Raw genomic sequence first — 21,956 nt, 5'->3', positions numbered from 1 at the left:
GGCGCGGTATGGACCGGTTCCTGAGCATCGAGGCATTCGTCAGGGTGGCGGAGGCGAGCAGCTTCGCCGAGGCGGCGCGGCAGCTCGGCGTGACCAGCTCCGTCGTGACGAACCGCATCCAGCAGCTCGAGAAGTTCGTCAACGCGCCGCTGTTCCATCGCAGCACGCGCCACGTGCGCCTGTCGGAAGTGGGCGAAGCGTTCTATCGCGAGTGCGCGGAGGTGGTGGGGCGCGTCAACGAGCTGACGGACCAGATGCGCGAGCTTCGCGCGACCCCGACCGGGCGGCTGCGCATCCAGATGCTGCCCGGTTTCGCGCTCGATCACTTCGGCGCGCCGCTGATGGAATTCAACCGGCGCTACCCGGGCATTCAGCTCGACGTGATCGTCAATGACCGTGTCGTGGACCCTGTCGAAGAAGGGTTCGACATCGCGTTCCAGATCTTCCCGCCGATCTCCGAGTCGCTGATCGAACGGCGGCTGTTCACCGTCAGGCGCCTCTTCTGCGCGTCGCCTGCGTACCTCGACGCGCATGGTGCGCCACAACATCCACGCGACCTGCTGCAGCACACCACGGCACTTTATTCGGGCTATCCGTCGCGCAACCGCTGGACGATGACGCGCGGCGACGAGGTCGTCGAAATGGAGTTGCCGGGCATGATCCGCTCGAACTCCGTGCACCTGCTGCGCGAGTATGCGCTGTCCGGCGGCGGCGTCGTGTGCCTGCCCACGCTCGTCGCGAGCGAGGCGCTCGTTGCGGGCCGGCTGGTGCCTATCCTCACCGACTTCCAGCTCGCGCCACTGAGCTTTGCCGCGGTTTATCCCGCAACGCAGCGACAGGCGCTGAAGGTGAAGGCGCTGGTCGAATTCCTCGCGGAAACCATCGGCGACGAATCGCCGTGGGACCTTCCGCTTCTGGAGCGTGGCTGGGTGCGCTGAACCGCGCGGATTATTCGCGAAACGCAAATGCCGTAGTCGCCGTCCCGTGCCTTGTTGCGGTGGTGCCTTGCCCCTAGAGTTGAATCCAACAAGCGGTTCAACTCAGGAGACAGAAATGACCGACACGGCATTCCACACCGTCTTTGGCTCGCTCGACCATTACCGGAAGGGCGAGATCGAAATCACGAGCGGCAGCGCTCAACACTACGCGTTCTCGAATGTCTTCGAGGTCGCATCGAAGTCGGCCCCTTATGAAAAGGTCGTCGCCGGCAAGAACCTCGAATACGTGATCGAAGTGCTGCGGACCGACGGCCAGTCGCCGTGGTTCGCCTGCTCGCACGACGAGTTCGTGATCCAGATGGATGGCGAAGTCCGGATCGAGTTCATCAAGCTCGATACGCCGCCGCAGTCGGCGCGCGGCACCGTGAGCGCCGGCATGCAACCGGCCGGCCGCAAGATGGGCTACGTCGTATTGCGCCAAGGCCATCAGGCGCTGCTGCCGGCCGGCTGTGCGTACCGCTTCACAGCAAGCCAGCCGGGCGTCGCACTCGTGCAGACCGTCCTGGGCGAGCTGTCCGTGGAGAAGTGGGCCGACATCTGCCTGCACTGATTCGTCCGACCTCATTCGACTATTCCAGGAGACACGTTATGGCCACCCTCGACACCCTTGATACCTCCGCAGGCTTTGCCGCCGATCTGGTGCGATCGACCGAAGCCGATGCCGTCACCGGCTACCGCCGCTTCCAGCTCGGCGCATTCGAATTCCAGCGCGACGAATATTTCGTGAAGATCTGCTGGCCCGCGAAAGGCCAGACCCGCACGCACGCAATGCCGGCGGACGCCTTCCTGCGCGCGATGATGCGCGACGTGGCGTGGGGCTTCTTCTACGGCTGGGTGAACTTCGATCACGTGTTCGGCACGCGCAATCACTATGGCAAGGTCGACATGTATGCGGGCACCTTCAACGGCATCCTGAAGGACGCCGGGGTCGACTACACCGAGACCTTCGAAACGCCCACGATCATGGCGACCTTCAAGGCGATGTTGCACGACTGGACCAACGAAGGCTTCGATCCGTTCGCGGCGCCCGAGGAAACCGGTACGGCGTTCGGGCGCAAGCACGGCGACAACGGCTCGGCGATCGAGCGCACGCGGATCGCGACGCGCCGCATGCCGGGCCTCGAAGGCGATTCGCCGCTGCGCGACGACCTGCCGGTCAACCGCGCGTTCGTCGACGTCGCGCAGGACGAGCCGGAAGTGCATGTCGAGCCGGGCTTCGAAGGCGAACTGCACGCGTTCAACCTGTTCAAGTACCTGTCGCGCTCGGACGTGACGTGGAATCCGTCGGTCACGTCGGTGTGCGGGCGCAGCCTGTTCTGCCCGACCACCGAGGAATTCATCCTGCCGGTGTTCCATGGCAACGACCGCGTCGAGTGGTTCCTGCAACTGTCCGACGAAATCGTGTGGGACATCGGCGACAAGAACACCGGCGCGCCGCGCGCACGCGTGACGATGCGCGCCGGCGACATCTGCGCGATGCCCGCCGACATCCGGCATCAGGGCTACTCCACGAAGCGGTCGATGCTGCTGGTCTGGGAGAACGCGACACCGAACCTGCCGCAGCGCTACGAGAGCGGCGAGCTTGCGCCGTATCCGATCGCGTTCTGAGCGGCGCTTCCGCTTCAGATTCCGCTTCAAGCCATACACCGAGGACGATTCATGCAAACCCAACTCTTCATCGACGGGCGCTTCGTTGACGCCGTCGACCGCGGCACGATCGACGTGCTGAACCCGCACGACGGCTCCGTCATCACGAAGATCGCGGCCGCCACCGCCGCGGACGTCGACCTGGCCGTCGAAGCCGCGACCCGCGCGTTCCCCAAATGGTCGGCGCTGCCGGCCGCCGAACGCGGCCGCTTGCTGCTGCGCCTCGCCGACGCGATCGAGGCCAATGCGGAGGAGCTGGCGCAGCTCGAATCGCTGGACACCGGCCACCCGATCCGCGATTCGCGCGCGCTCGACGTGCCGCGCACGGCCGCCTGCTTCCGCTACTTCGGCGGCATGGCCGACAAGCTGCAGGGCTCGGTGATTCCCGTCGAAACCGGCTTCCTGAACTATGTGCAGCGCGCGCCGATCGGCGTCGTCGGCCAGATCGTGCCGTGGAATTTTCCGCTGATGTTCACGAGCTGGAAGATGGGGCCGGCGCTCGCGGCCGGCAACACGGTGGTGCTCAAGCCGTCGGAGATCACGCCGCTGTCGACGCTGCGCATCGTCGAGCTGATGGCCGAGGTCGGGTTCCCCGCGGGTGTCGTCAACATCGTTCCCGGCTACGGTCATACGGCCGGCCAGCGGCTCGCCGAACATCCGGGCGTCGGCAAGATCGCGTTCACCGGATCGACGGCCACCGGCCGCCGTATCGTCGAAGCGTCGCAGGGCAACCTGAAGCGCGTGCAGCTCGAACTGGGCGGCAAGGGCGCCAACATCGTGTTCGACGACGCCGACCTCGACGCGGCCATCAACGGCGCCGCGTGGGCGATCTTCCACAACCAGGGGCAGGCGTGCATCGCCGGCTCGCGTCTCGTGCTGCACGAACGCATCGCGGATGCGTTCCTCGAGCGCTTCGTGGCGCTCGCGTCGTCGATCCGCATCGGCAACCCGCTCGATGCGAACACCGAGATGGGGCCGCTGACGTCGAAGCAGCACCTCGATCGCGTGCTGTCGTTCGTCGACGTCGCGCGCGAGCAGGGTGGCCGCGTGCTCACGGGCGGCAGTGCACCGCAGGACCCGGCGCTCGCCAACGGCTACTACGTGCGCCCGACGGTCATCGAAGCAAAGAGCGCGGCCGACCGCGTTGCGCAGGAAGAAGTGTTCGGCCCGTTCGTCACGGTGCTGCGCTTCGGCAGCGACGACGAAGCGCTGGCCATTGCGAACGCAACCGAATACGGGCTGGGCAGCGGTCTCTGGACGAAGGATCTCTCGCGCGCGCACAAGATGGCGTCGCAGATCAACGCGGGCATGTGCTGGATCAACTGCTACAAGCGCGTCAATCCGGGCAGCCCGTTCGGCGGCGTCGGCCAGTCGGGCTACGGCCGCGAGATGGGCTTCGAGGCGATGCACGACTACACCGAGGCGCGGTCGGTGTGGGTCAACGTCGACGGCAACGTGCCGCCGCACTTCAAGCGCTGAGGTTCGTCATGGATCGCTTCGTTTATCAGGGCACCCCTTCCCGTGTGGTGTTCGAATGGGGCGCGCTCGACAGGCTGCCGGACGAGTTGTCGACGCTCGGCGCGCGCCGCGCGCTGATCCTGTCCACGCCCGAGCAGCGGCCGCTTGCCGAGCGCGTGGCGGCGATCCTGGGCGAGCGTGCAGCCGGCATCTGCGCGCAGGCGGTCATGCATGTGCCGATCGAGGTCGCGCACGCGGCGCGCGAGATGGCCGGCGAACTGGATGCGGACTGCTGCGTCGCGATCGGCGGCGGGTCGACGATCGGGCTGGGCAAGGCGATTGCGCTCGAGTCGGTGCTGCCGATCCTGGCCGTGCCGACGACGTACGCGGGCTCGGAGATGACGCCGATCTTCGGGCTCACGGAAGGCCGGCTGAAGCGCACCGGGCGCGATGCGCGCGTGCTGCCGCGGACGGTGCTCTACGACCCGTCGCTGACGTTGTCGCTGCCGCCGGACATTTCCGCGGCATCGGGCATCAATGCGATGGCGCACGCCGTCGAGGCGCTGTATGCGGAAGACACGAACCCGGTGATCAGCCTGATGGCGGAGGAATCGATTCGCGCGCTCGGCGAAGCGCTGCCCGTGGTCGTGCGCGATCCGGGGAACCGCGAGGCGCGCAGCCGCGCGTTGTACGGTGCATGGCTTGCCGGAACCTGCCTGGGTGCGGTCGGCATGGCGCTGCACCACAAGCTGTGCCACACGCTCGGCGGCACCTTCAACCTGCCGCACGCGCAGACGCATGCGGCGATGCTGCCGCATACCGCGCACTACAACCACAGTGCCGCGCCCGATGCGCTACGCCGCGTGGCGCGGGCGTTGGGCGGGAGCGATGCAGCCGAAGCCGGCCCGCTGCTGTTCGCGCTGAACGCACGGCTCGGCATCGCGCCGGCGCTGGCCGACCTCGGGATGCCGGAGGCCGGCCTCGACGAAGCAGCTGATCTCGCGTGCCGCAACCCGTATGTGAATCCGCGGCCGGTCGAACGCGCGGCGATTCGCGCGCTGCTGCAGTTCGCATGGGAAGGGCGCGCGCCGCAATGAGCGGGCGGATGCGCCAACGGAGACAACCATGAGCCATGATCACCATGACGGCGACGCCACGCTGACCGAGCAGGCCGTCGCCAGCTTCGACGGCACGCCGAGCCATCACTGGCGAGCGCCGATGCAGCGCCCCGTGCGGCGTCGTCATGCACTCGTCCTCGATCGGAGCTGATCGTCATGGCGCGATTCTTTGCGGTGTTTGCGACGGACCAGCCGGGCATGCGCGACGTGCGCGATCGCGTACGGCCGATTCATCGGACTTACCTGCGCTCGGCCGATCAGCACGGCGTGGTGGTGCGGCTCGGTGGCCCGACGCTGGACCCGCACGGCGATGCGATGAACGGCACGCTGCTCGTCGTGGAAGCGGACGACATTCAGGCAGTGATGCAGTTCATCGGCAACGATCCGTATGTGAAGGAAGGGCTGTTCTCGCACGTGGAAGTGCGTCCGTGGGACTGGAGCCTCGGTAACCCCGAGCATCGAGTGTGAATCATGGATGCACGACAACTCTGCCACTTTTCCGATGTGCCCGACGGCGGCGCGCGGGTCGTCGACGAAGCGTGTATCGGGCGTCCCGTGATTGTCGTGCGACGCGGCGAGCACGTGTGGGCTTATGTGAATCGTTGCCCGCACTTCTCGGTGCCGCTCGATTTCGTGCCGGGTAGCGTTTCCTGTTACCGGTCGCAGGTATTGATGTGCGCCCATCACAGCGCGCTGTTCCGGTTCGACGATGGCGTGTGTATCGACGGGCCGTGCTCGGGGTCGGCGCTGGAGGCCGTGGCTGTCGAGGTGGATGCCGCCGCGTGGGTCGTCTATCGAGGCGCTTGATTCGCGTGTTTTGATGAAGTCCAAGCAGGACCGTTCTATGCGACGGTCATCGTATTGATCAATCAGTAAATCTAATCATATTTCGGGTGTCCGGTAGTCGACGCCTGAATGACGGCGATTCCTTGTGCAGCACCGAGCGAGCACCTGCCACGTAGCAGGTGGTGGCCTCGCTTTTTCATAAAAAAGACGGAGACAGCATGAAACTCAGGTTTGGAGCAGTGGCGATTCTCGCCGTGGCGCAGGGTGCATGGGCACAAAGCAGTGTGACGATGTTCGGTCTGATCGATGCCGGCGTCTCTTATGTGAGCAACGAGGGCGGCGGAAAGAACGTCAAGTTCGACGACGGCATATTTGCGCCCAACCTCTTCGGCTTTCGCGGCACGGAAGATCTCGGCGGCGGATATCGCGCGATCTTCGCGCTCGTGAACCAGTTCTCGATGGCGAACGGCGCGATCATCGGGACGGGGATTTTCGGGCGCAATGCGTACGTGGGCCTCGAAAGCAACCGGTTCGGCAGCATCACGCTGGGCAATCAGTACGACTTCATGGTGGATTCGCTGTTTTCCAAGAACAACGCGATTTCACGGGATATCTCGGGGCTGTACGGCTTTCGCAATGGCCCGTTCCAGCGTCTCGCGCTCCCGGACAATCCGACCGGTGCATTCGATTGGGACCGCACGGCGGGTAGCAAGCCGATCGCGAATGCCGTCAAGTACAGTTCGCCGACGGTCTCGGGGTTTTCGGGCGGCGCGATGTATGCGTTTGGCGGCGTAGCTGGCTCGGTCGGCGCGGACAATGCGGTCAGCGCCGGGGTGAACTATGAGATGGGACCGTTCGGGGTGGGCGCCGCCTACACGAACGAGAAATACGGCCCCGCGCCCGGCGTGCCGTCAACCAGCGTGCGCAACTGGGGCGTCGGGATGCATTACGACTTCGGCGTCGTGACCGCGAATGCGCTGATGACTACCGTGCACAACTCGTTCAACGACGCCGGGGTGTGGATGGCCGAAGCGGGCGGGCTGTGGCACGTCAGGCCGGATGTCGTGCTGGGCGCGAAGTACATGTACATGAAGGGCAATGAAGCGGTGAACGACAACCACGCACACCAGGTCAGCGTGGCGCTTCAGTACCTGTTCTCGAAGCGGACGATGGTGTATGTGTCGGCGGACTACCAGCGCGCGAACAACGGCGCGAATGCGCAGGTCAATGGCGTGCTCGATCCGAACGGGGCGTCGAGTTCCGCGAGCCAGACGGTGGCGCGGATCGGGCTGCATACGGTGTTCTGACGGGGCGGTCGCCTCGCTCTTCAAGCGCGCGGGGCGACACATGCTCGCCCTGCGTCGATATTCCCCATCACCGATATTTCCCGCAAGGTCCGCAACGCGACGATATTTTTCCTGGTAAGTGAGCGGTAAGTCGACTGGTCCTACAGTAGCCCCCGTTTCGATCGTCGACTCCAGGAAAATGATGCTGAAAATAGCCTCCCGCCGCCAACGTCCGTTATTGCTGCTTGCCGCGTCGTTCGCATTGTCGTCCGCTTCCGCGTGGGCGGACGATGGCATGATCCCGCCCGATGCCGATCATTCGGGGCTGACCATACTCGACAACGCGACGAATGTGACGCATTGGGGATTGGGTGCCGGAGTCGGTGTCGCGCCGTCGGTCTACCGAGGCGACAGCAACCGCGTGTTGCCGTTTCCGCTGGTCTTTTTCGACAACAAATGGGTACATGCCGTCGGTACCACGGCCGATCTGAAAATCGGGAGCTGGAGCGGCGTCAGCGTCGCGCTTCGTGGCCAGTTTTCGCTCTTCGACGGATACAAGGGCTCGGACGCACCGATCCTGAACGGCATGGAAAATCGCAAGGGTGCGTTCTGGTACGGGCCTGCATTGTCATGGCGCACCGGGTTCGGTACGTTGTCGGGTACCTTCCTGTTCGGCGGAAACAAAGGCGAGCGCGCAAAAATCGGCTTGGAGAAGGCATTTGCTTTCGGCCAATTCTCGATCGCGCCGCATGTCGGTGCGGAATGGCTGAGCAACCAGTACGTCGACTACTATTACGGCGTGCGACCATCGGAGGCGCGCGCCGGGCGCGCCGCCTACAGCGCGGGTTCGACAGTGAACGTGTCGGTTGGCACGCGTATCGACTACCAGCCGACGAAGCAGCAGACGATATTTCTGGACGTTGGCGTGTCGCGTCTCGGCGACGCCATTACTGACAGTCCGATCGTTGGAAGACGGTACGTTCCCGAGGCCAGAGTGGGTTACATGTATCGGTTCAAGTGAGTACGAGTATGCCAAGAGTGGCGATTGTCGAGGATCATCAGCGCCTCGCCGATTTGTTGTCGCAGGCGTTGGCCGCTGCGGGAATCGAATCCGACCTGTTCGGCAATGTCCGGGAAGCCGCCTACGGTGTCGACCAGGCCGACTACGCGTTGCTGATCATCGACCGCGGATTGCCTGACGGAGAGGGGCTGGCGTTCTTGCGGACGCTGCGCGCGGCGGGACGCATGACGCCATGCCTGATGCTGACGGCGCGCGACGCGTTGCGTGACCGCATCGACGGTCTCGAAAGCGGGGCCGACGACTACGTGACCAAGCCGTTCGAAATGTGCGAACTCGTTGCCCGCGTGCGCACGCTGATGCGGCGTCCGGTGTTGCTGACGACGCTCGTCGCGTCGTTCGCGGATGTGACCGTGGACCCGGCGCAGCGTGCGATGCGCTGCGGCGACAGGACGGTACTGCTTGCGCCGGCCGAGCTGCAGGTGATGCTTTGCCTGATCGAAGCCGCGGGCCGCACCGTCCGTCATTCGATACTCGAGCATGCCGCCTGGGGGCTCGGAGAGGCGGTCACGCCGAACGCGCTCGAGGTGACCGTACACCGCTTGCGCAAGAAACTGGCTTCAATCGATGCAACGATGCGGCTGACCAATATCCGGGGCGCCGGCTTCGCGCTGCAGGATGCATGACGCTTCGCCGCGTCTTGCTCGTTGCCGCTTCAGGGTAAGAAAGCGACCATGTTCCATCATTGGATTCGACGCCTGTCGACGCGTCTGTGGGTGACCAACGTCGTTGCGTTCGCCATCAGCCTGGCGCTGCTGTCCGCGCTCGCGGCATATGTCCTCGATCGATATCCGGAGTTCTTCGGGCGGCGGCAGCAGATGGAGAGCATCCGTCATATCGAGGCCGGCCTGGGCTTCGGCGCCGATGGGCGTCCGGTATCGGTGCAATTGGGCGAGCGTCCGGCATTGATGTTCCGGCTCTTGCCGACCGAGGTGCAGTATCGCGTGCTCGATGCGGCGGGGAAGCCGTTGCTGGCGTCGGTGCCGTCGAACGGCGATCGACCGTGGTTGACGGAGGATCTCGCGAAGGCGGCCGGCAAGGTGCTGCCCACCACGATCGACGGCAACGCGTATTCGGTCGCCACGCAGCGCGCATCGAACGGGAGCGTCGTCTATTACGTGCAGGTGGCGCAAAGCAGGCAGCTTCTCGATGCGCTCATCATGTCGAGAATCGATCCGATACCGAAGACCGTCGGAATCGTGCTGGTCATTGCGACCGTCATTTTCGGGCTGACGCTGCCGCTGACGATCAGTCGCGTGCTGAAGCCGTTGCGGGAGGTATCGCGCGCCGCGAGGGGCATCGAGCCGCGCAATCTGAAGACGAGACTGTCTCCGAACGGCATTCCCAGCGAGATCAAGCCGCTGATCGACGCGTTCAACGATGCACTGACCCGGCTCGAGAATGGCTTCGCGGTCCAGCAGCAGTTTCTGGCCGACGCCGCGCATGAGTTGCAGACACCGCTCACGCTGGTCAGAGGCCAGATCGAGTTGCAGCCCGACATCCGGCAGAAGGCGCTTTTGCTTCGCGAGATCGACCTGATGGCCCGGCAGGTCAAGCAACTGCTGCACCTGGCCGAAGTCAGCGAAGCGCAGAACTTCAGCTTCGGCGACGTGAACGGCGTCGACGTCGCGCGAGACGTCGTGAGCTTGCTGGCCGGCAAAGCCGATGCGAAGCAGGTGGCGCTCCATATCGAAGCGCGCGACTCCGCGTCACGCATACGGGCTGATGGCGGGGCGCTGTTCATCCTGCTCAAGAACATTCTCGAGAATGCGATCAACGCGTCGCCGTCGGAAGGCGTCGTCGTGCTGACCGTTCTCGAGACGGCGATTCATGTCGACGATGAAGGGCCGGGCATCCAGCGGGAGCATCTTCCGTTGCTCTTCGACCGATACTGGCGAGCGCCGGATTCACGGTATGACGGTGCCGGTCTCGGGCTGGCAATCTGCAAGGAGATTGCCGTGGCCCATCAATGGAAACTGACGGTCGATGTGCTGGCCACGGGGACGCGGTTCAGCGTGTGGTTTTAGGCTGCACGGGCGCCGTGCGTGGCCGGGCTCCCACCGTACAAGGGCCGGATCGAGGGTTCCACCCGGTCGAAGGGTGGCTTTCCCGGGGGCTCTTGTCAGGTGTCAGTTTTTCGATATAATGAACCAGCGTTCGGAATGTCGAACGCGAGAAGTCAAGCATCCAGAGTCGGATTCTCCGACGCCAACCTGCCCTCCCGGGCAAGGTGGACGCCTCTGAGGCGATGCGGCCGATTTACGGCAACGAAACGGGAGCAGCATGGCTGGCACCGGTTCGATAACCAATCATCCGGAGCAACCATGAGCCAAATTTCCTCCGCTTCCCGCCCGGCAGTCTGTGAAGACTGGTCGCAGTTCCTTCCTGGTTTCACGCTGACGCATACGGTTCATCTCGTTTCGGGACGGAATCCGGGCATCGTGTCGACTGCGGCTGCTGTGCTCGAAGATGAAACGGCCACGGTTGATCGTTGGGCCATCACCCGCTGTGGTGACGTTCTCGAGCAAAAAATCGTTCTCGGGGAAATGACGGAAGGGCGAGCAGTTCGACTGCGCGAACGACTGGCCGCGGTCGATGGCGTACTGCGCACGAGGGTGGAGCATCATTTCGTGCGGAGTGGGTCAGTTGCGTCCGAGAAGGCGTCGGGGAGCGGTTGTTAGGCGACGGCAGTGCAACCTGTCGCCCCTGAGCTTGAACGTTTCTCACTGCCAGCCAAGCTGACGAGCGTTCACAGACGACTTCCTCGACAGGTTTCGGCGACGTAGCATTCAAAACTGAAATGCCAGTGTCATCTGGTAGCCAGAACGCTTGAGCGACGCGTTCGACCGCCCGGAGATTTCCTCGCCGCGCTGAGCGCCTGTGTGTGCATGGAGCCCGACGGCGTGTATCCGTGCGTGAATCTGCTGTTCGATCGGCGGCGAACCGGTCGATCTCGCGGAGTTGGCTCATGCGCTCGGGTATGTCGATCAGGCGCATTTCACGCGCGATTTCCGCATGCGGGTGGGGAAGGCGCCGGCGCAATACAGGCGGGAGGATCGCCAGGCGTGAGGTTGCGGTTTCGCGACGGGCAACTGAATGTCACTGCCCCCCGTCGCGCCGCTGCTCACGAGTCGTGGATTGTTGTAGTCTGGGCAATACGATAGTGTGGCGCGCCGGCCTGCCGCCGAACTGACAATGAACCTATGATGTGTCGCGCAGGCGATCGGTGAACTCGAACGGTTGGACCGTTACCGATCGTTCGATCCTGCCGCTCTCATCGTCGACCGATCCGCCAGAAAATCAGGAGTTTGTCGTGTCTCACCGGAGATCCATGTTGGGCCGTCTGAATGTCGCGTGCGCCGTCGCCGTGGCGATCATGCTGGCCCCGGTCGCGACGCGTGCAGCGGCCGACCATGTCAACGAAACGGCGAGCGTCGCGCCTGCCGTTTCGGCCAACGCGTCGCTCACGCGGCCGATTGTCGGCGACGATCCGGTTGCGATTCGGGAAGCACTGGAGAAGCTGCACGTCAAAAGCGCGTCCCCGTCCCTGGGCGATCGCGTCCGCAGCCTGATCCCCGGCGTGGCCGACAAGCATGGCCAGAACGCCGACCTGGCCGCGGTCAACCTGGATCGTGAGGTAACTTTTCTGGTGCCGGTGACGTACGGGCTGCGATATCAGTCGCAGAAGCATCTGTTGAAGGTGAACGCCGACCTGGTCGACGCCGACGGCGAAGGCCGGACAGGCATCCTGCTCAGAAAGGTCATTACCGGGCCGCGAGGGCGAGGGCTCGTGATCGCACCCGAGGCGAAGGCAAAAGGCTATATCCAGCAGATCGACATCATCGAGCTCGATCCCGGAAAAGGCAGGAAGTCCACCGTGCGCGGCCGCGTGAGGCTGTCACCCGCTGAGTACGCGCAAACGCATGGCGGGTTCGTGTTCGCGCTTTCCGGGCGTCTGGTCCGGCCGTATCTGACCGAACACGTCGAGCACGCCGAGCCGAGCAACGACGAGCCGACCGACATCACGACGAGGACTTCGAGGTTGTACCTGGATATCGAATCCATTTCGCTCGTGAGTCAGGCGAGTGGTGCGGTGTTGTTGAAGAAGCTGAGTTTCTCGAAATAGCGGGTTACTTGCGCGAGTCTTTGGCCGGTAAAGGGGCGCCGCAACGGAACATTCGAGTGTGCGGGGTTGAGCGAGCGCATGCTGCAGCAGCGTTTTTCCAGCGATGTGGGCGTGATGCCGAAGCGGGTGATCGTCGATCTCGCGGAACTGGCTCATGCTCTCTCGGGGATCTCGATCAGGCTTGCTTGACGCGCGATATCCGCAAGCTGGCGGGGAAGACTCGGGCGGAGTATCCGTGGGAGCATGGTCGCGGGTGACGCTGCGGCACGCGGCGGTGCCGCCACGTCAGGCCGGATTGTGCTGCTGCGGAGACAGGGCGACGTCAGCCTGACCGTTGCTCGGCTGCGATGCGAGCAAGTTATTCCGGAAAACTTCTCGCGCTCGGCGAGCGGCCAAAAGCACGAAGTGAATGAATTTTCGCTGCATTCGGATTAAAAGTCGTTACGCCCGTCAGGCAAGGCTTCCTGCGGAAAAGCGCATCTCCCGAGCGCGACCACGCATCGGCCATTTTTTCTTCATGGTCGCGTCGCGAACCAGATGCGTTAGCTTTCGTCTGAATCGCGTCGACCTTCATCTCTGGCAGCTTTCTTTGCTTTCAACCATGCATCGTATTTTGCCTCGGCAGGCGTTCTCGATGCAGACGGTGGCGCAGGAGGCGGGGTAACGGGCCGCTTTTTGAGCCCGAGCGCCGCCGTCGTCCGCTCATCCCACTTGCGATTGTTCGTGAGTATCGCTGTGGCTCTTGCATTCGCGGCGGTGGTGCCTGCAAGTTCGTGAATCTCACCGTTGGCCGTGCGGTGTTGCACGGCGTCCTTGACGTCCTTATGTTGCTCTACGGTTGCCCTGCCACCTTTTTTCTCTTCCTCTGATCGCTTTCGGTCTTGAGCATCGCGTCAGCCAATCTGGCAAGCGACAGCTGTTGCCACGTGACGTTCTGAATCTTGTCCAAGTCCTCACGGATACGCAATGGGTTGCCGAGCGTGATGACCCAGAATGGGAAATTGCACAGCTTAAGCAGCGGATTGCTGAACTGGGCGACGAGTATCGCTAGCTCGAACCGGCCGAAAAGTTGCATCGCGTCGCTCCCTGAAAGTGCGTGTGGACGGAACACACGCGAACGACGCGCACGTCTGTACCATGGGTGAATGAGCCGAGAGCCTGCACCTCAGGTTACCCGCGGCCGCGAACGCATAGCCTCTTGCCTCAGTAGAACTTCACGGTGATGTGCCGCAGGGGGCTCGCGATAGAAGCCCCTTCAGTAAGGTGGTGCGCCGTAACACGACAGAGTCATGCTTACCGATTGCACGGAACAGACCATTCAGTAAATCCACCACATCCAGCATGTCCATCCTTGTAATCGACGCAGTTCAACTCGCTTGTGCCTCCGGGTGAAATCCCTGTTTCCGAGACGCCGTTATCGCCCGGATTATAAACTTGGCGCCTTACCGCTCTAACTATCATCTGGGTATTGCAGCTATTTCGGAACGTTAAAACGTAATTGATTTGCTCTCCGGGTTGTCCATCTTTCCGACTGCCAACCAAGGAGACACACGGTCTCGAGTTGTCATCCACTGGCATGCATTTGCCCCCGGAACTGGACTTCGTTCCAGCTGTTTGGGCAGGTGATACAGGCAAGTTGGTGCTGCTCCCCTGGGTGCCAGAATTGGCTGAAGTCGTTGCGCTAGCGCCAGTGACTTGCGGACCGCCCGCTTCCGCAGCAATTCGTTGCCTTACCGCTTCAAACTTCTGCGGATTTGTAAAGTGTATCGACGGGTCAAGGGTTTGCGCACGGTCGAGTTCTGCCAGTCCTTCAGAAGGTTGGTGCAGCTTGGAGAGGACTTGGCCGAGTAAATAGTGCGCGAGCGCGTTATCTGGGTGTTCGCTAAGTACCTCTCGCAGCATGCGTTCGGCGCGCGCCATGTCGCCGTGGGCGATGGTGGCCTCTACTTGTTGCTTGGTGGGCGCCGCCCTCACGGAATTGCCTCCCGAAGAAAGGACGGCTGCGACCAGCAGTGCCGTCATGAGTCTCATAGGGGTTGGCATCGTGACCTCCAAACGAGAAGTACGTGCCACCCTCTACGGGCAACTTGTGCCCATCGACGGAGATAGTTGGAATCCTCCAAATTTTCTCTTTGCACGATTTCTTCCTTTTATTGTGGGGCTGTTCTGCTTCGATACAAATTCAAAGGCGGACCTAATGCCCAAGCAAAAAGCACGCCCGAGCGTGCGAGTGGCGGTAGTGGAGGCGATTGAGTACTAATGTTCTCTCGAAAATGGTGAAAATGTTTCAGGCGCGAAACGCTTGTGGTGGGCTTAGTGATGAATCAGACGAAACTAATTAAGTAGTCCGCGTCGAATTCATTGTGTTGTGTGCCAGCAAGATGTCCCCACCGAGAAAAGAAGAACGCCCGTTCGCCACACGCAATCGCATCGGGAGAGAGTGCAGCTCGCGTTCAGTTGGTTTCGCGGGATGCATCTAGGAGGTTTTTGGGAACCATTAGCCGAGACAACCTCCGGCGGAGGTTGCTTAACGGGCGCATGCCGCTTGAAAATTTCAAGGGTTGTCTCGGACACCAAGACACCGCTCAGGGATGCCGGGGGCGCCTTAGGGGTGAGATTCGGCAGCCAGGGCGGCCATTGCCGTCGCCGCTACTATGCAATATCGAACCTTACTGCATCGCTTGGTCGGATTGACCGCGGCTGAAGCGCGAAGTGGCGGGCCGCTCAGCTTGATCCGCAATGCTCCAAGGAAGCTGCTCGGCAGAACCCCGCCCGGAGCACGGAAGCTGGTGGCGACGCCCTGTGCAGAAGCTCGGAATGCGAGCGAGAACGACGCCTGGCGAGGGACGGTTCTGCGACAGGGAGAGGCAGAACACTGTGGGGAAGGCAAAACGAGCGGGCCAAGGCCGAAGCCCCGGTCCGCCCGTCTCGAGAAATTCATTCGCGGACACCTTTTCCGGGATTTCCCCGTCAAAAGCAGGCGATTTGGTGTTTTCGGATTGGAAGCGTTTACCTTGCAAATTCAACTGCTTAGAAGCGTGTAGCGACCTCTAATCCGAATTTCCAGGCCCGAATCGCTGATTCGGAGACCCTCACTCCACCGTCACCGACTTCGCCAGATTCCGCGGCTTATCAATATCCGTCCCCCGCGCCAGCGCGGCGTGATACGCGAGCAGCTGCATCGGCACCGTATGCAGAATCGGCGAAAGCGGCCCGTAGTACTCGTTGAGCCGAATCACCTCGATCCCTTCGCTCGGCACCAACCCGCAGTCCACATCTGCGAACACAAACAGCCTGCCATTCCGCGCACTGACCTCATGCATGTTCGACCGGAGTTTTTCAAGCAGCATGTCATTCGGCGCGACCGCAATCACCGGCATCTCGTTACTCACGAGCGCAAGCGGCCCATGCTTCAACTCCCCCGCTGGATAAGCCTCCGCGTGAATATACGAAATCTCCTTCATCTTCAGCGCGCCTTCCAGCGCGATCGGATAATGCATCCCCCGCCCGAGAAACAGCATGTTGTCGCGCCGTGCGAGCAGTTCCGACCAGGCCATGATCTGCGGCTCAAGCGCGAGCACTTTCGACATCGCATCGGGCAGATGCCTTAGCGCACGCAGATGCTCCTTCTCCTCGTCGTCGCTTAACCGCCCACGCACCTGCGCAAGCGACAACGTCAGCAGAAACAGCGCCACGAGCTGCGTCGTAAAAGCCTTCGTCGAAGCCACCCCGATCTCGATGCCCGCGCGCGTGACGAACTGCAGCGCACATTCCCGCATCAACGCACTCGTCGCGACGTTGCAGATCGCGAGCGTATGCATCATTCCAACGCGCTTCGCGACATGCACGGCACCAAGCACATCAGCCGTCTCACCGCTTTGCGACACGGCGACAACGAGCGTACGCGGATTCGGCACGCTGTCGCGATAGCGAAACTCGCTCGCAATTTCCACGCTGGCCGGCAGCTTCGCGATGCTTTCGATCCAGTACTTCGCCGTGAGCGCCGCGTGATAACTGCCGCCACACGCGAGCAACAACACCGAATCGACGTCGTTGAACACGCGCCACGCACCATCACCAAACAACTCCGGCATGATCGACGAAACATCGAGCAACGTATCGGCCACCGCCTGCGGCTGCTCGAAGATCTCCTTCTGCATGTAGTAGCGATACGACCCGAGGTCGGCCGCGCCGCTATGCGCGGCGACCCGCTGCACCGTGCGCTCGACGCGCTGGCCGGCCGCATCGACGATCCAGTAGCGATGCAGTTGAATATCGGCAACGTCGCCGTTCTCGAGGTAAGCGATCCGATCGGTAATACCCGACAGCGCAATCGCATCCGACGCCAGAAAATTCTCGCCTTCGCCGACCCCGACAACGAGCGGCATCCCGTCGCGCGCACCGACGATCCGGTGCGGCTCGTCGCGGCACATCACCGCGATCGCATAGCTGCCGCGCAGTCGCGCGACCGCACCCCGTACCGCATCGAACAGATCACCGTCGTAAAGATGGTCGATCAGGTGCGCGATCGCCTCACTATCGGTCTGGCTCGCGAACACATAGCCATGCGCCTGCAATTCCGCACGCAGTTGATCGCAGTTCTCGATGATCCCGTTATGCGACAGCGCGATGCGCGCATTGGCGTCGCTCGGCGAGAAGTGCGGATGGGCGTTGAGCGTGACGGGCGCGCCATGCGTGGCCCAGCGCGTATGCGCGATGCCGGTGTAGCCCGACAGCGCATGCTCGGCGATCTCGCGCTGCAGGTTGGCGACACGATCGACGCTGCGGGCGCGCGCCAGCGCCCGGTCGCGGTAGACCACGACGCCGCACGAATCGTAGCCGCGGTATTCGAGCCGCTTCAGGCCGTCGACCAGGTTCGGCAGGATGTCCCGCTGGGCGACCGCCCCGACAATTCCACACATATCGCGCTCCGTAAATGTCCTGTCTGGATCAGTGAGAGCGATGGTAGGGCGAGCTGGATGGAATTAAATTTCAAAATACAAGAACAAATGAAACGAATAGCAGATCGTCTATCATATTGAAATTAAATTTCACACCCTGACCGGAAGGAGCCGCCGATGGCCGGCATTACCCTCGACGATCTCGACCTGCGCATCCTCGCGATCCTGCAGGACGACGCGTCAGTGTCGAACCTGCAACTGGCCGAGCGCGCGCTGTCGTCGCCGCCCACCTGCATGCGCCGCGTGCGGAGGCTGACGGAAGCCGGCGTGATCCGCCGGCAGGTCGCGGTGCTCGACCCGGTGGCGATCGGCACGGCCGTCACCGCGCTGATCGAGATCAGCCTCGACCGGCAGACCGCCGAAGACTACGACGCGTTTGAAGCGTACGTGTGTGCGGAGCCGGCCGTCACACAGTGCTACCGCGTGTCGCCGGGGCCCGATTTCGTCGTGGTGGCCGATCTGGCCGACGTCGCCGAATACGACGAATTCGCGCGGCGCCTGTTCACCGGCGCGTCGAACGTTCGCAACGTGCGGACGTTCTTCTCGACGCATCGCGCGAAGTTCGAGGCGAACGCGCGGGTTACGCATGCGATGCGCAAGCGCGGATGAGGTGGTCGCACCATCATTCGCAATGCGTTCGCGAATGCCTTCGCGACGTCATCACGCAGCAGCGTCAGCCGCACCCACGAGTTGCAGCGGCTTGCCATACCCGAAACAATGCGCGGGTTCCGGAAACACACCCTGCCGCACGTCGTGCGCGTACTGGCGGATCGCATCGCGCATTACTGCGTTCGCATCGGCATAACGCTTCACGAAGCGCGGCGTGTATGCATCGAATGCGCCGATCATGTCCTCGGTCACGAGCACCTGCCCGTCGCATGCGGGCGATGCACCGATGCCGATCGTCGGGATCGTCAGCGTTTCGGTGATATGGCGCGCGAGCGCTTCGGCCGTGCCTTCGATGACGACGCTGAACGCGCCGGCCTGTTCAGCCGAGCATGCGGCATCGAACACCTGCGCGGCGGAACGCGGGTCCATCCCCTGCGCGCGGAAGCCGCCCGTCGCGTTGGCCTGCTGCGGCATGAGGCCGACGTGTGCCATCACCGGGATGCCGCGCTCGGTCAGGAAGCGGATCGCGTCGGCCATCTCGGTGCCGCCTTCGAGCTTCACGCCCTGCGCGCCGGTTTCGGCGAGCAGGCGCGCGGCGGAGCGATAGGCCTGGGCGGGCGATTCCTGGTACGTCGAGAACGGCAAGTCGACGACGACACATGCCTGCGCGGCGCCGCGCACGACGGCCGCACCGTGTGCAATCATCATGTCGAGCGTGACGCGCAGCGTATCGGGCATCCCGTACAGCACCATGCCGACGGAGTCGCCGACGATGATCACGTCGGCCACTTCGTCGACCAGCTTCGCCATCGGCGCGGAATACGCGGTCAGCGACACGAGGCTGCCGATGCCCTTGGTCGAACGGATCGCGGTGACGGTCTTGCGGGTGGTGCGGGTATGAGCGCTCATGAACGGAAGCCGTGTGAAAGAAGAGCCGCCACGGTAGCATCGCGCTCGTTCGTGCAATGACCTTCGGAGGACGTCTTATGTTGCTGGCGGGACAATCGGGTGACCCTTACGCGGTGCCGCCGATGGCGCGCCTGCCGAGGCCGCTGTACGTGCGCGCGTTCGGGATTCCCGGCAACGTGAGCATCGACGCGCACAGTCATCCGTGGGCGCAGTTGATGTATGCGACGAGCGGTGTGCTCGAGGTGTCGACGCCGTCGGGCCGGCATCTGCTGCCGCCGCACTATGCGATGTGGATTCCGCCGCACGTGCCGCATGCGGTGTCGACGCGCGATTGCGTCGCGTTCCACAGCCTGTATCTCGATGCCGCGATTGCGCGCGACGACGTGCACGACGATTGCGCGATCCTCTGCATGACGCCGCTGCTGCGCGAGCTGGTGCTCGCCACGGCCGAATTGCCGGTGAACTACGACGAGACGGGGCCGGACGGCGCGCTCGTCTGCCTGATCGCCGACCGGATCGCACGGATGCGGCAGGCGCCGCTGACGGTGCCGCTGCCGCGCGATCCGCGTCTGCTGAAAATCGCGCGGGCGTTGCATGCGTATCCGGGCGATACGCGCAATCTCGACGAATGGGGCCATCAGGTCGGCGCGACGCGGCGCACGCTGTCGCGGCTGTTCCGGCAGGACACGGGGCTGTCGTTCACCGAATGGCGGCAGGCGGTGCGGCTGCTGGCGTCGCTGCCGCTGCTCGACGCGGGCGAGCCGATCGGCGCGGTGGCCGCACAACTAGGCTACGACTCGACGTCGTCGTTCATCGCGCTGTTCCAGGCGAAATTCCACGTGACGCCCGGCGCGTATGCGAAGCGTGAAGCGCGCCGGCCCGTGCTGAACGCCTGACGCTGCGGCACATCCCGACTTAGAACGCGAGCGCTTGCTGCACCGGATGGTGGGCGCCGCGCTCGAACCCTGCGCCTTCGAGCGACAGCAGTGCGCGCTTGCGGTCGATGCCGCCGGCATAGCCGGTCAGGCTGCCCGACGCACCGACCACGCGATGGCACGGCACCATGATCGACACCGGGTTCCGGCCGACCGCACCGCCCACGGCGCGTGCGCCGCTCATCGGCAACCCGACGCGCTCGGTGATGTCGCCGTACGTCACGAGTTCGCCGAACGGAATGGCGAGCAGTTCCTTCCATACGCGTCGCTGAAACGCGGTGCCGCGCAAGTGGATCGGCACCGAGAACGTCTCGCGCGTGCCGGTGAAGTACTCGGCGACTTCTTCCGCGACCTTGCGCGCAAGCGGCGACATCGCGAGCGCGTCTGCTTCGGTCACGATCGCAACCGACGGGAAGTATTTCTGGCCGACGAAGTAGAGGCCCGTCAGCGCATCGTCCTCGATACGCACGGCGATGTCGCCCAGCGGGCTCGGAATCAGGTGAGCGGGAGTCATCGCAATACGTCTCCATGAAGGCGCCACACGTGCAGTGCGGCATACGCGCGCCACGGCGCCCAGCGCGCCGCATGCGGCGCGGATGATGGCACACGGGCGCGTTCGGTGCGGGCGGGCAGCCACGCATCGTCGGCCGGGAACGCGTTCGGCCAGGCCATCGCGCGCATCGCGACGTACTGCACCGCGTGTTCGTCGAAGCCGGGTAGCGCACGCAATGCGTCAAGCGTCGTGTCGAGCGGCGCCATCGGTTCGAGTGAGAGCGTGCCGTCGTCGACTGCGCGGGCGAGCGACACGATGGCCGGTGCGATGTCGCGCGCGATGCCGATCGTTTCAAGCGCGGAAGCGGGCAGGGCGGCCAGCGTCGCGGCGGAGGGCAGCGCGTGTGTGAGGCCGGGCGGCGCGCCTTCGACCGATGTGCCGAAGCGCTCGGCGATGCGTGCCAGCACGGGCGTGCCCGCATGCGCTGCCGCAAGGCGCTCGCCCGCGATCGCACGGATCGCGATCTCGACACCGTCGAACGCGCCGGGGACGCGCAGGCCCGGCGAGCCGCTCGCGAGTTCGCCGAGATGCGCGTCGATCACGTCGGGGCGGCTGTCGAGATCGAACAGCCGGCGCACGCGCGCGAGCACGGCCGGCACGACCGGCGTTAGCGCGGGCGACACGGTGACGGCCAGCGCGAAGCGCTGCGGCACATGCGCGACGGACAACCAGCCGGCGACGCGCCCGTTGCCGCCGTTGCCGTTGCCAATCCGGTTCGGCAATTCGACGAAACGCGCATAACCCTGCGCATCGATTCGCTCGACACCGTCGATCTGCCGCTGCGCGAGAAAGCGCATCAGGTCGTCCCATGCGAACGGTGGCCGATACGGCAGCGGGAACGTCATGTCGCCATCGGCCGACGCACGAGCCCCTTTGCGCAGCCGTAGCGGATTGAGGCCGTAACGCTGCAGGAACAGGTCGTTGAAGCGCCGCACGCTGCCGAACCCGGCCGTCGACGCGACGACGGCCACCGGCAGCACGGTATCGGTCAACAGCCGCTTGGCCATCAGCAGCCGGTGCGTCTGCGCGAACTCGACCGGCGACACACCGAACTGCGCGCCGAAGATCCGGCGCAGGTGGCGTTCGGTCACGCCGACGCGCTGCGCGAGCGCATCGACGGAATGGGCATTCAGGAAACCGTCCTCGATCAGCGTGGCGGCCGCGTCGGCGAGATTGCCGGACAGGTCGAGCAGCCCGTGGCCGGGCGCGAGCTCGGGGCGGCAGCGCATGCAGGGTCGGAAGCCGGCTTTCTCGGCGGCTGCAGCGGTCGGGTAGTAGCTGCAGTTCTGCGCTTTCGGCGGCTTCACCGGGCAGACGGGACGGCAGTACACGCCCGTCGTTGCGACGCCGACGAAGAACCAGCCGTCGAAGCGGCGGTTCCGCGAAAGCAGGGCGTCGTAGCAGGTGTCGGGATCGAGGCGCATGAGACGACTGTAAACCATCCCGGCCCGCGATTCTGGCTGGAATCGGACATGTGTATCGGCGGCCGTCC

The 21,956-nt window shown here is 63.8% G+C and carries 23 protein-coding genes and 1 riboswitch; of the genes, 17 read left to right on the top strand and 6 right to left on the bottom strand.

What is annotated here, in order from left to right; translation table 11 throughout:
• Positions 1-8 precede the first annotated feature (8 nt).
• From BCEP18194_RS36410 to BCEP18194_RS36355, 15 genes are all read left to right on the top strand, one after another.
• Positions 9-938, top strand: coding sequence for a LysR family transcriptional regulator (locus tag BCEP18194_RS36410; protein WP_011356332.1), 930 nt, complete (start codon positions 9-11; stop codon positions 936-938).
• A 115-nt stretch (positions 939-1,053) separates the two neighbouring features.
• A complete protein-coding gene (locus tag BCEP18194_RS36405) occupies positions 1,054-1,548 on the top strand; it encodes a hypothetical protein (RefSeq protein ID WP_011356331.1) in 495 nt (164 codons plus the stop codon).
• A gap of 38 nt (positions 1,549-1,586) precedes the next feature.
• The gene (locus BCEP18194_RS36400) at positions 1,587-2,606 is read left to right on the top strand and encodes a hypothetical protein (protein WP_011356330.1); all 1,020 of its coding nucleotides are present in this window, start codon (positions 1,587-1,589) and stop codon (positions 2,604-2,606) included.
• 51 nt (positions 2,607-2,657) lie between these two features.
• Positions 2,658-4,124 carry an aldehyde dehydrogenase family protein gene (locus tag BCEP18194_RS36395; protein ID WP_011356329.1) on the top strand — a complete coding sequence of 489 codons (1,467 nt, stop codon included), beginning with the start codon at positions 2,658-2,660 and terminating at the stop codon, positions 4,122-4,124.
• An 8-nt stretch (positions 4,125-4,132) separates the two neighbouring features.
• A complete protein-coding gene (locus tag BCEP18194_RS36390; RefSeq protein ID WP_011356328.1) occupies positions 4,133-5,200 on the top strand; it encodes a maleylacetate reductase in 1,068 nt (355 codons plus the stop codon).
• 28 nt (positions 5,201-5,228) lie between these two features.
• Positions 5,229-5,372, top strand: coding sequence for a hypothetical protein (locus tag BCEP18194_RS41525; RefSeq protein WP_157687402.1), 144 nt, complete (start codon positions 5,229-5,231; stop codon positions 5,370-5,372).
• Between the two features lie 5 nt (positions 5,373-5,377).
• On the top strand, positions 5,378-5,689 hold the full coding sequence (locus tag BCEP18194_RS36385) for a YciI family protein (protein ID WP_011356327.1): 312 nt from the start codon (positions 5,378-5,380) through the stop codon (positions 5,687-5,689).
• Between the two features lie 3 nt (positions 5,690-5,692).
• Positions 5,693-6,028 (top strand): Rieske (2Fe-2S) protein, encoded by a 336-nt coding sequence (locus BCEP18194_RS36380; RefSeq protein WP_011356326.1) that lies wholly within the window; start codon positions 5,693-5,695, stop codon positions 6,026-6,028.
• A gap of 197 nt (positions 6,029-6,225) precedes the next feature.
• Positions 6,226-7,314: a porin gene (locus BCEP18194_RS36375; RefSeq protein ID WP_011356325.1), complete on the top strand. Its 1,089-nt coding sequence runs from the start codon at positions 6,226-6,228 to the stop codon at positions 7,312-7,314.
• 184 nt (positions 7,315-7,498) lie between these two features.
• Positions 7,499-8,314, top strand: a complete 816-nt coding sequence (locus tag BCEP18194_RS36370) for a MipA/OmpV family protein (RefSeq protein WP_041493667.1) — start codon at positions 7,499-7,501, stop codon at positions 8,312-8,314.
• Between the two features lie 8 nt (positions 8,315-8,322).
• Complete coding sequence (locus BCEP18194_RS36365; RefSeq protein WP_011356323.1) at positions 8,323-8,997, top strand: response regulator transcription factor; 675 nt, start codon at positions 8,323-8,325, stop codon at positions 8,995-8,997.
• Between the two features lie 48 nt (positions 8,998-9,045).
• Positions 9,046-10,398 carry a sensor histidine kinase gene (locus BCEP18194_RS36360; protein ID WP_011356322.1) on the top strand — a complete coding sequence of 451 codons (1,353 nt, stop codon included), beginning with the start codon at positions 9,046-9,048 and terminating at the stop codon, positions 10,396-10,398.
• 151 nt (positions 10,399-10,549) lie between these two features.
• Positions 10,550-10,653, top strand: a riboswitch (SAM-I-IV-variant riboswitch).
• Positions 10,654-10,695: 42 nt separating this feature from the next.
• Complete coding sequence (locus BCEP18194_RS41520) at positions 10,696-11,052, top strand: hypothetical protein (RefSeq protein ID WP_157687399.1); 357 nt, start codon at positions 10,696-10,698, stop codon at positions 11,050-11,052.
• A 238-nt stretch (positions 11,053-11,290) separates the two neighbouring features.
• Positions 11,291-11,440, top strand: a complete 150-nt coding sequence (locus BCEP18194_RS40600) for a helix-turn-helix domain-containing protein (RefSeq protein WP_081436698.1) — start codon at positions 11,291-11,293, stop codon at positions 11,438-11,440.
• A 244-nt stretch (positions 11,441-11,684) separates the two neighbouring features.
• Entirely contained in the window at positions 11,685-12,497 is an 813-nt protein-coding gene (locus BCEP18194_RS36355; RefSeq protein WP_041493666.1) for a hypothetical protein, read from the top strand.
• Between the two features lie 832 nt (positions 12,498-13,329).
• Here BCEP18194_RS36355 and BCEP18194_RS36345 read toward each other — a convergent pair.
• The 3 genes from BCEP18194_RS36345 to glmS form a co-directional block, all read right to left on the bottom strand.
• Positions 13,330-13,572: a hypothetical protein gene (locus BCEP18194_RS36345; protein ID WP_011356317.1), complete on the bottom strand. Its 243-nt coding sequence runs from the start codon at positions 13,570-13,572 to the stop codon at positions 13,330-13,332.
• A gap of 218 nt (positions 13,573-13,790) precedes the next feature.
• Positions 13,791-14,519 (bottom strand): tetratricopeptide repeat protein, encoded by a 729-nt coding sequence (locus tag BCEP18194_RS40590; RefSeq protein ID WP_157687393.1) that lies wholly within the window; start codon positions 14,517-14,519, stop codon positions 13,791-13,793.
• A gap of 1,070 nt (positions 14,520-15,589) precedes the next feature.
• The gene (gene glmS / locus BCEP18194_RS36340) at positions 15,590-17,419 is read right to left on the bottom strand and encodes a glutamine--fructose-6-phosphate transaminase (isomerizing) (RefSeq protein ID WP_011356315.1); all 1,830 of its coding nucleotides are present in this window, start codon (positions 17,417-17,419) and stop codon (positions 15,590-15,592) included.
• 156 nt (positions 17,420-17,575) lie between these two features.
• Here glmS and BCEP18194_RS36335 point away from each other — a divergent pair, with 156 nt between their 5' ends.
• Complete coding sequence (locus BCEP18194_RS36335) at positions 17,576-18,067, top strand: Lrp/AsnC family transcriptional regulator (protein WP_011356314.1); 492 nt, start codon at positions 17,576-17,578, stop codon at positions 18,065-18,067.
• A gap of 51 nt (positions 18,068-18,118) precedes the next feature.
• Here BCEP18194_RS36335 and panB read toward each other — a convergent pair whose 3' ends face one another.
• Positions 18,119-18,976 (bottom strand): 3-methyl-2-oxobutanoate hydroxymethyltransferase, encoded by an 858-nt coding sequence (gene panB / locus BCEP18194_RS36330; RefSeq protein WP_011356313.1) that lies wholly within the window; start codon positions 18,974-18,976, stop codon positions 18,119-18,121.
• 77 nt (positions 18,977-19,053) lie between these two features.
• On the opposite strand from panB, the gene BCEP18194_RS36325 reads away from it, so the two are divergent.
• Positions 19,054-19,872, top strand: coding sequence for an AraC family transcriptional regulator (locus BCEP18194_RS36325; protein ID WP_011356312.1), 819 nt, complete (start codon positions 19,054-19,056; stop codon positions 19,870-19,872).
• A gap of 19 nt (positions 19,873-19,891) precedes the next feature.
• Here BCEP18194_RS36325 and BCEP18194_RS36320 read toward each other — a convergent pair whose 3' ends face one another.
• Positions 19,892-20,425 carry a methylated-DNA--[protein]-cysteine S-methyltransferase gene (locus BCEP18194_RS36320; protein WP_011356311.1) on the bottom strand — a complete coding sequence of 178 codons (534 nt, stop codon included), beginning with the start codon at positions 20,423-20,425 and terminating at the stop codon, positions 19,892-19,894.
• Complete coding sequence (locus tag BCEP18194_RS36315; protein ID WP_011356310.1) at positions 20,422-21,906, bottom strand: DNA-3-methyladenine glycosylase 2 family protein; 1,485 nt, start codon at positions 21,904-21,906, stop codon at positions 20,422-20,424. Before BCEP18194_RS36315 ends, BCEP18194_RS36320 begins: the two co-directional genes overlap by 4 nt.
• Between the last annotated feature and the right edge of the window lie 50 nt (positions 21,907-21,956).

Origin of the sequence: Burkholderia lata, from assembly GCF_000012945.1 — a bacterium.
Taxonomy (GTDB): domain Bacteria; phylum Pseudomonadota; class Gammaproteobacteria; order Burkholderiales; family Burkholderiaceae; genus Burkholderia; species Burkholderia lata.
Note: the sequence above shows the minus strand (reverse complement) of the source record. Positions and strands in the feature narration are given on the sequence as shown.

What these genes read in the sequence shown, in the direction of transcription:
- BCEP18194_RS36410 (WP_011356332.1), top strand. Translation starts at nt 9, where the DNA reads ATGGACCGGTTCCTGAGCATCGAGGCATTCGTCAGGGTGGCGGAGGCG.
- BCEP18194_RS36405 (WP_011356331.1), top strand. Translation starts at nt 1,054, where the DNA reads ATGACCGACACGGCATTCCACACCGTCTTTGGCTCGCTCGACCATTAC.
- BCEP18194_RS36400 (WP_011356330.1), top strand. Translation starts at nt 1,587, where the DNA reads ATGGCCACCCTCGACACCCTTGATACCTCCGCAGGCTTTGCCGCCGAT.
- BCEP18194_RS36395 (WP_011356329.1), top strand. Translation starts at nt 2,658, where the DNA reads ATGCAAACCCAACTCTTCATCGACGGGCGCTTCGTTGACGCCGTCGAC.
- BCEP18194_RS36390 (WP_011356328.1), top strand. Translation starts at nt 4,133, where the DNA reads ATGGATCGCTTCGTTTATCAGGGCACCCCTTCCCGTGTGGTGTTCGAA.
- BCEP18194_RS41525 (WP_157687402.1), top strand. Translation starts at nt 5,229, where the DNA reads ATGAGCCATGATCACCATGACGGCGACGCCACGCTGACCGAGCAGGCC.
- BCEP18194_RS36385 (WP_011356327.1), top strand. Translation starts at nt 5,378, where the DNA reads ATGGCGCGATTCTTTGCGGTGTTTGCGACGGACCAGCCGGGCATGCGC.
- BCEP18194_RS36380 (WP_011356326.1), top strand. Translation starts at nt 5,693, where the DNA reads ATGGATGCACGACAACTCTGCCACTTTTCCGATGTGCCCGACGGCGGC.
- BCEP18194_RS36375 (WP_011356325.1), top strand. Translation starts at nt 6,226, where the DNA reads ATGAAACTCAGGTTTGGAGCAGTGGCGATTCTCGCCGTGGCGCAGGGT.
- BCEP18194_RS36365 (WP_011356323.1), top strand. Translation starts at nt 8,323, where the DNA reads ATGCCAAGAGTGGCGATTGTCGAGGATCATCAGCGCCTCGCCGATTTG.
- BCEP18194_RS36360 (WP_011356322.1), top strand. Translation starts at nt 9,046, where the DNA reads ATGTTCCATCATTGGATTCGACGCCTGTCGACGCGTCTGTGGGTGACC.
- BCEP18194_RS41520 (WP_157687399.1), top strand. Translation starts at nt 10,696, where the DNA reads ATGAGCCAAATTTCCTCCGCTTCCCGCCCGGCAGTCTGTGAAGACTGG.
- BCEP18194_RS36345 (WP_011356317.1), bottom strand. Translation starts at nt 13,572, where the DNA reads ATGCAACTTTTCGGCCGGTTCGAGCTAGCGATACTCGTCGCCCAGTTC.
- BCEP18194_RS40590 (WP_157687393.1), bottom strand. Translation starts at nt 14,519, where the DNA reads ATGACGGCACTGCTGGTCGCAGCCGTCCTTTCTTCGGGAGGCAATTCC.
- glmS (WP_011356315.1), bottom strand. Translation starts at nt 17,419, where the DNA reads ATGTGTGGAATTGTCGGGGCGGTCGCCCAGCGGGACATCCTGCCGAAC.
- BCEP18194_RS36335 (WP_011356314.1), top strand. Translation starts at nt 17,576, where the DNA reads ATGGCCGGCATTACCCTCGACGATCTCGACCTGCGCATCCTCGCGATC.
- panB (WP_011356313.1), bottom strand. Translation starts at nt 18,976, where the DNA reads ATGAGCGCTCATACCCGCACCACCCGCAAGACCGTCACCGCGATCCGT.
- BCEP18194_RS36325 (WP_011356312.1), top strand. Translation starts at nt 19,054, where the DNA reads ATGTTGCTGGCGGGACAATCGGGTGACCCTTACGCGGTGCCGCCGATG.
- BCEP18194_RS36320 (WP_011356311.1), bottom strand. Translation starts at nt 20,425, where the DNA reads ATGACTCCCGCTCACCTGATTCCGAGCCCGCTGGGCGACATCGCCGTG.
- BCEP18194_RS36315 (WP_011356310.1), bottom strand. Translation starts at nt 21,906, where the DNA reads ATGGTTTACAGTCGTCTCATGCGCCTCGATCCCGACACCTGCTACGAC.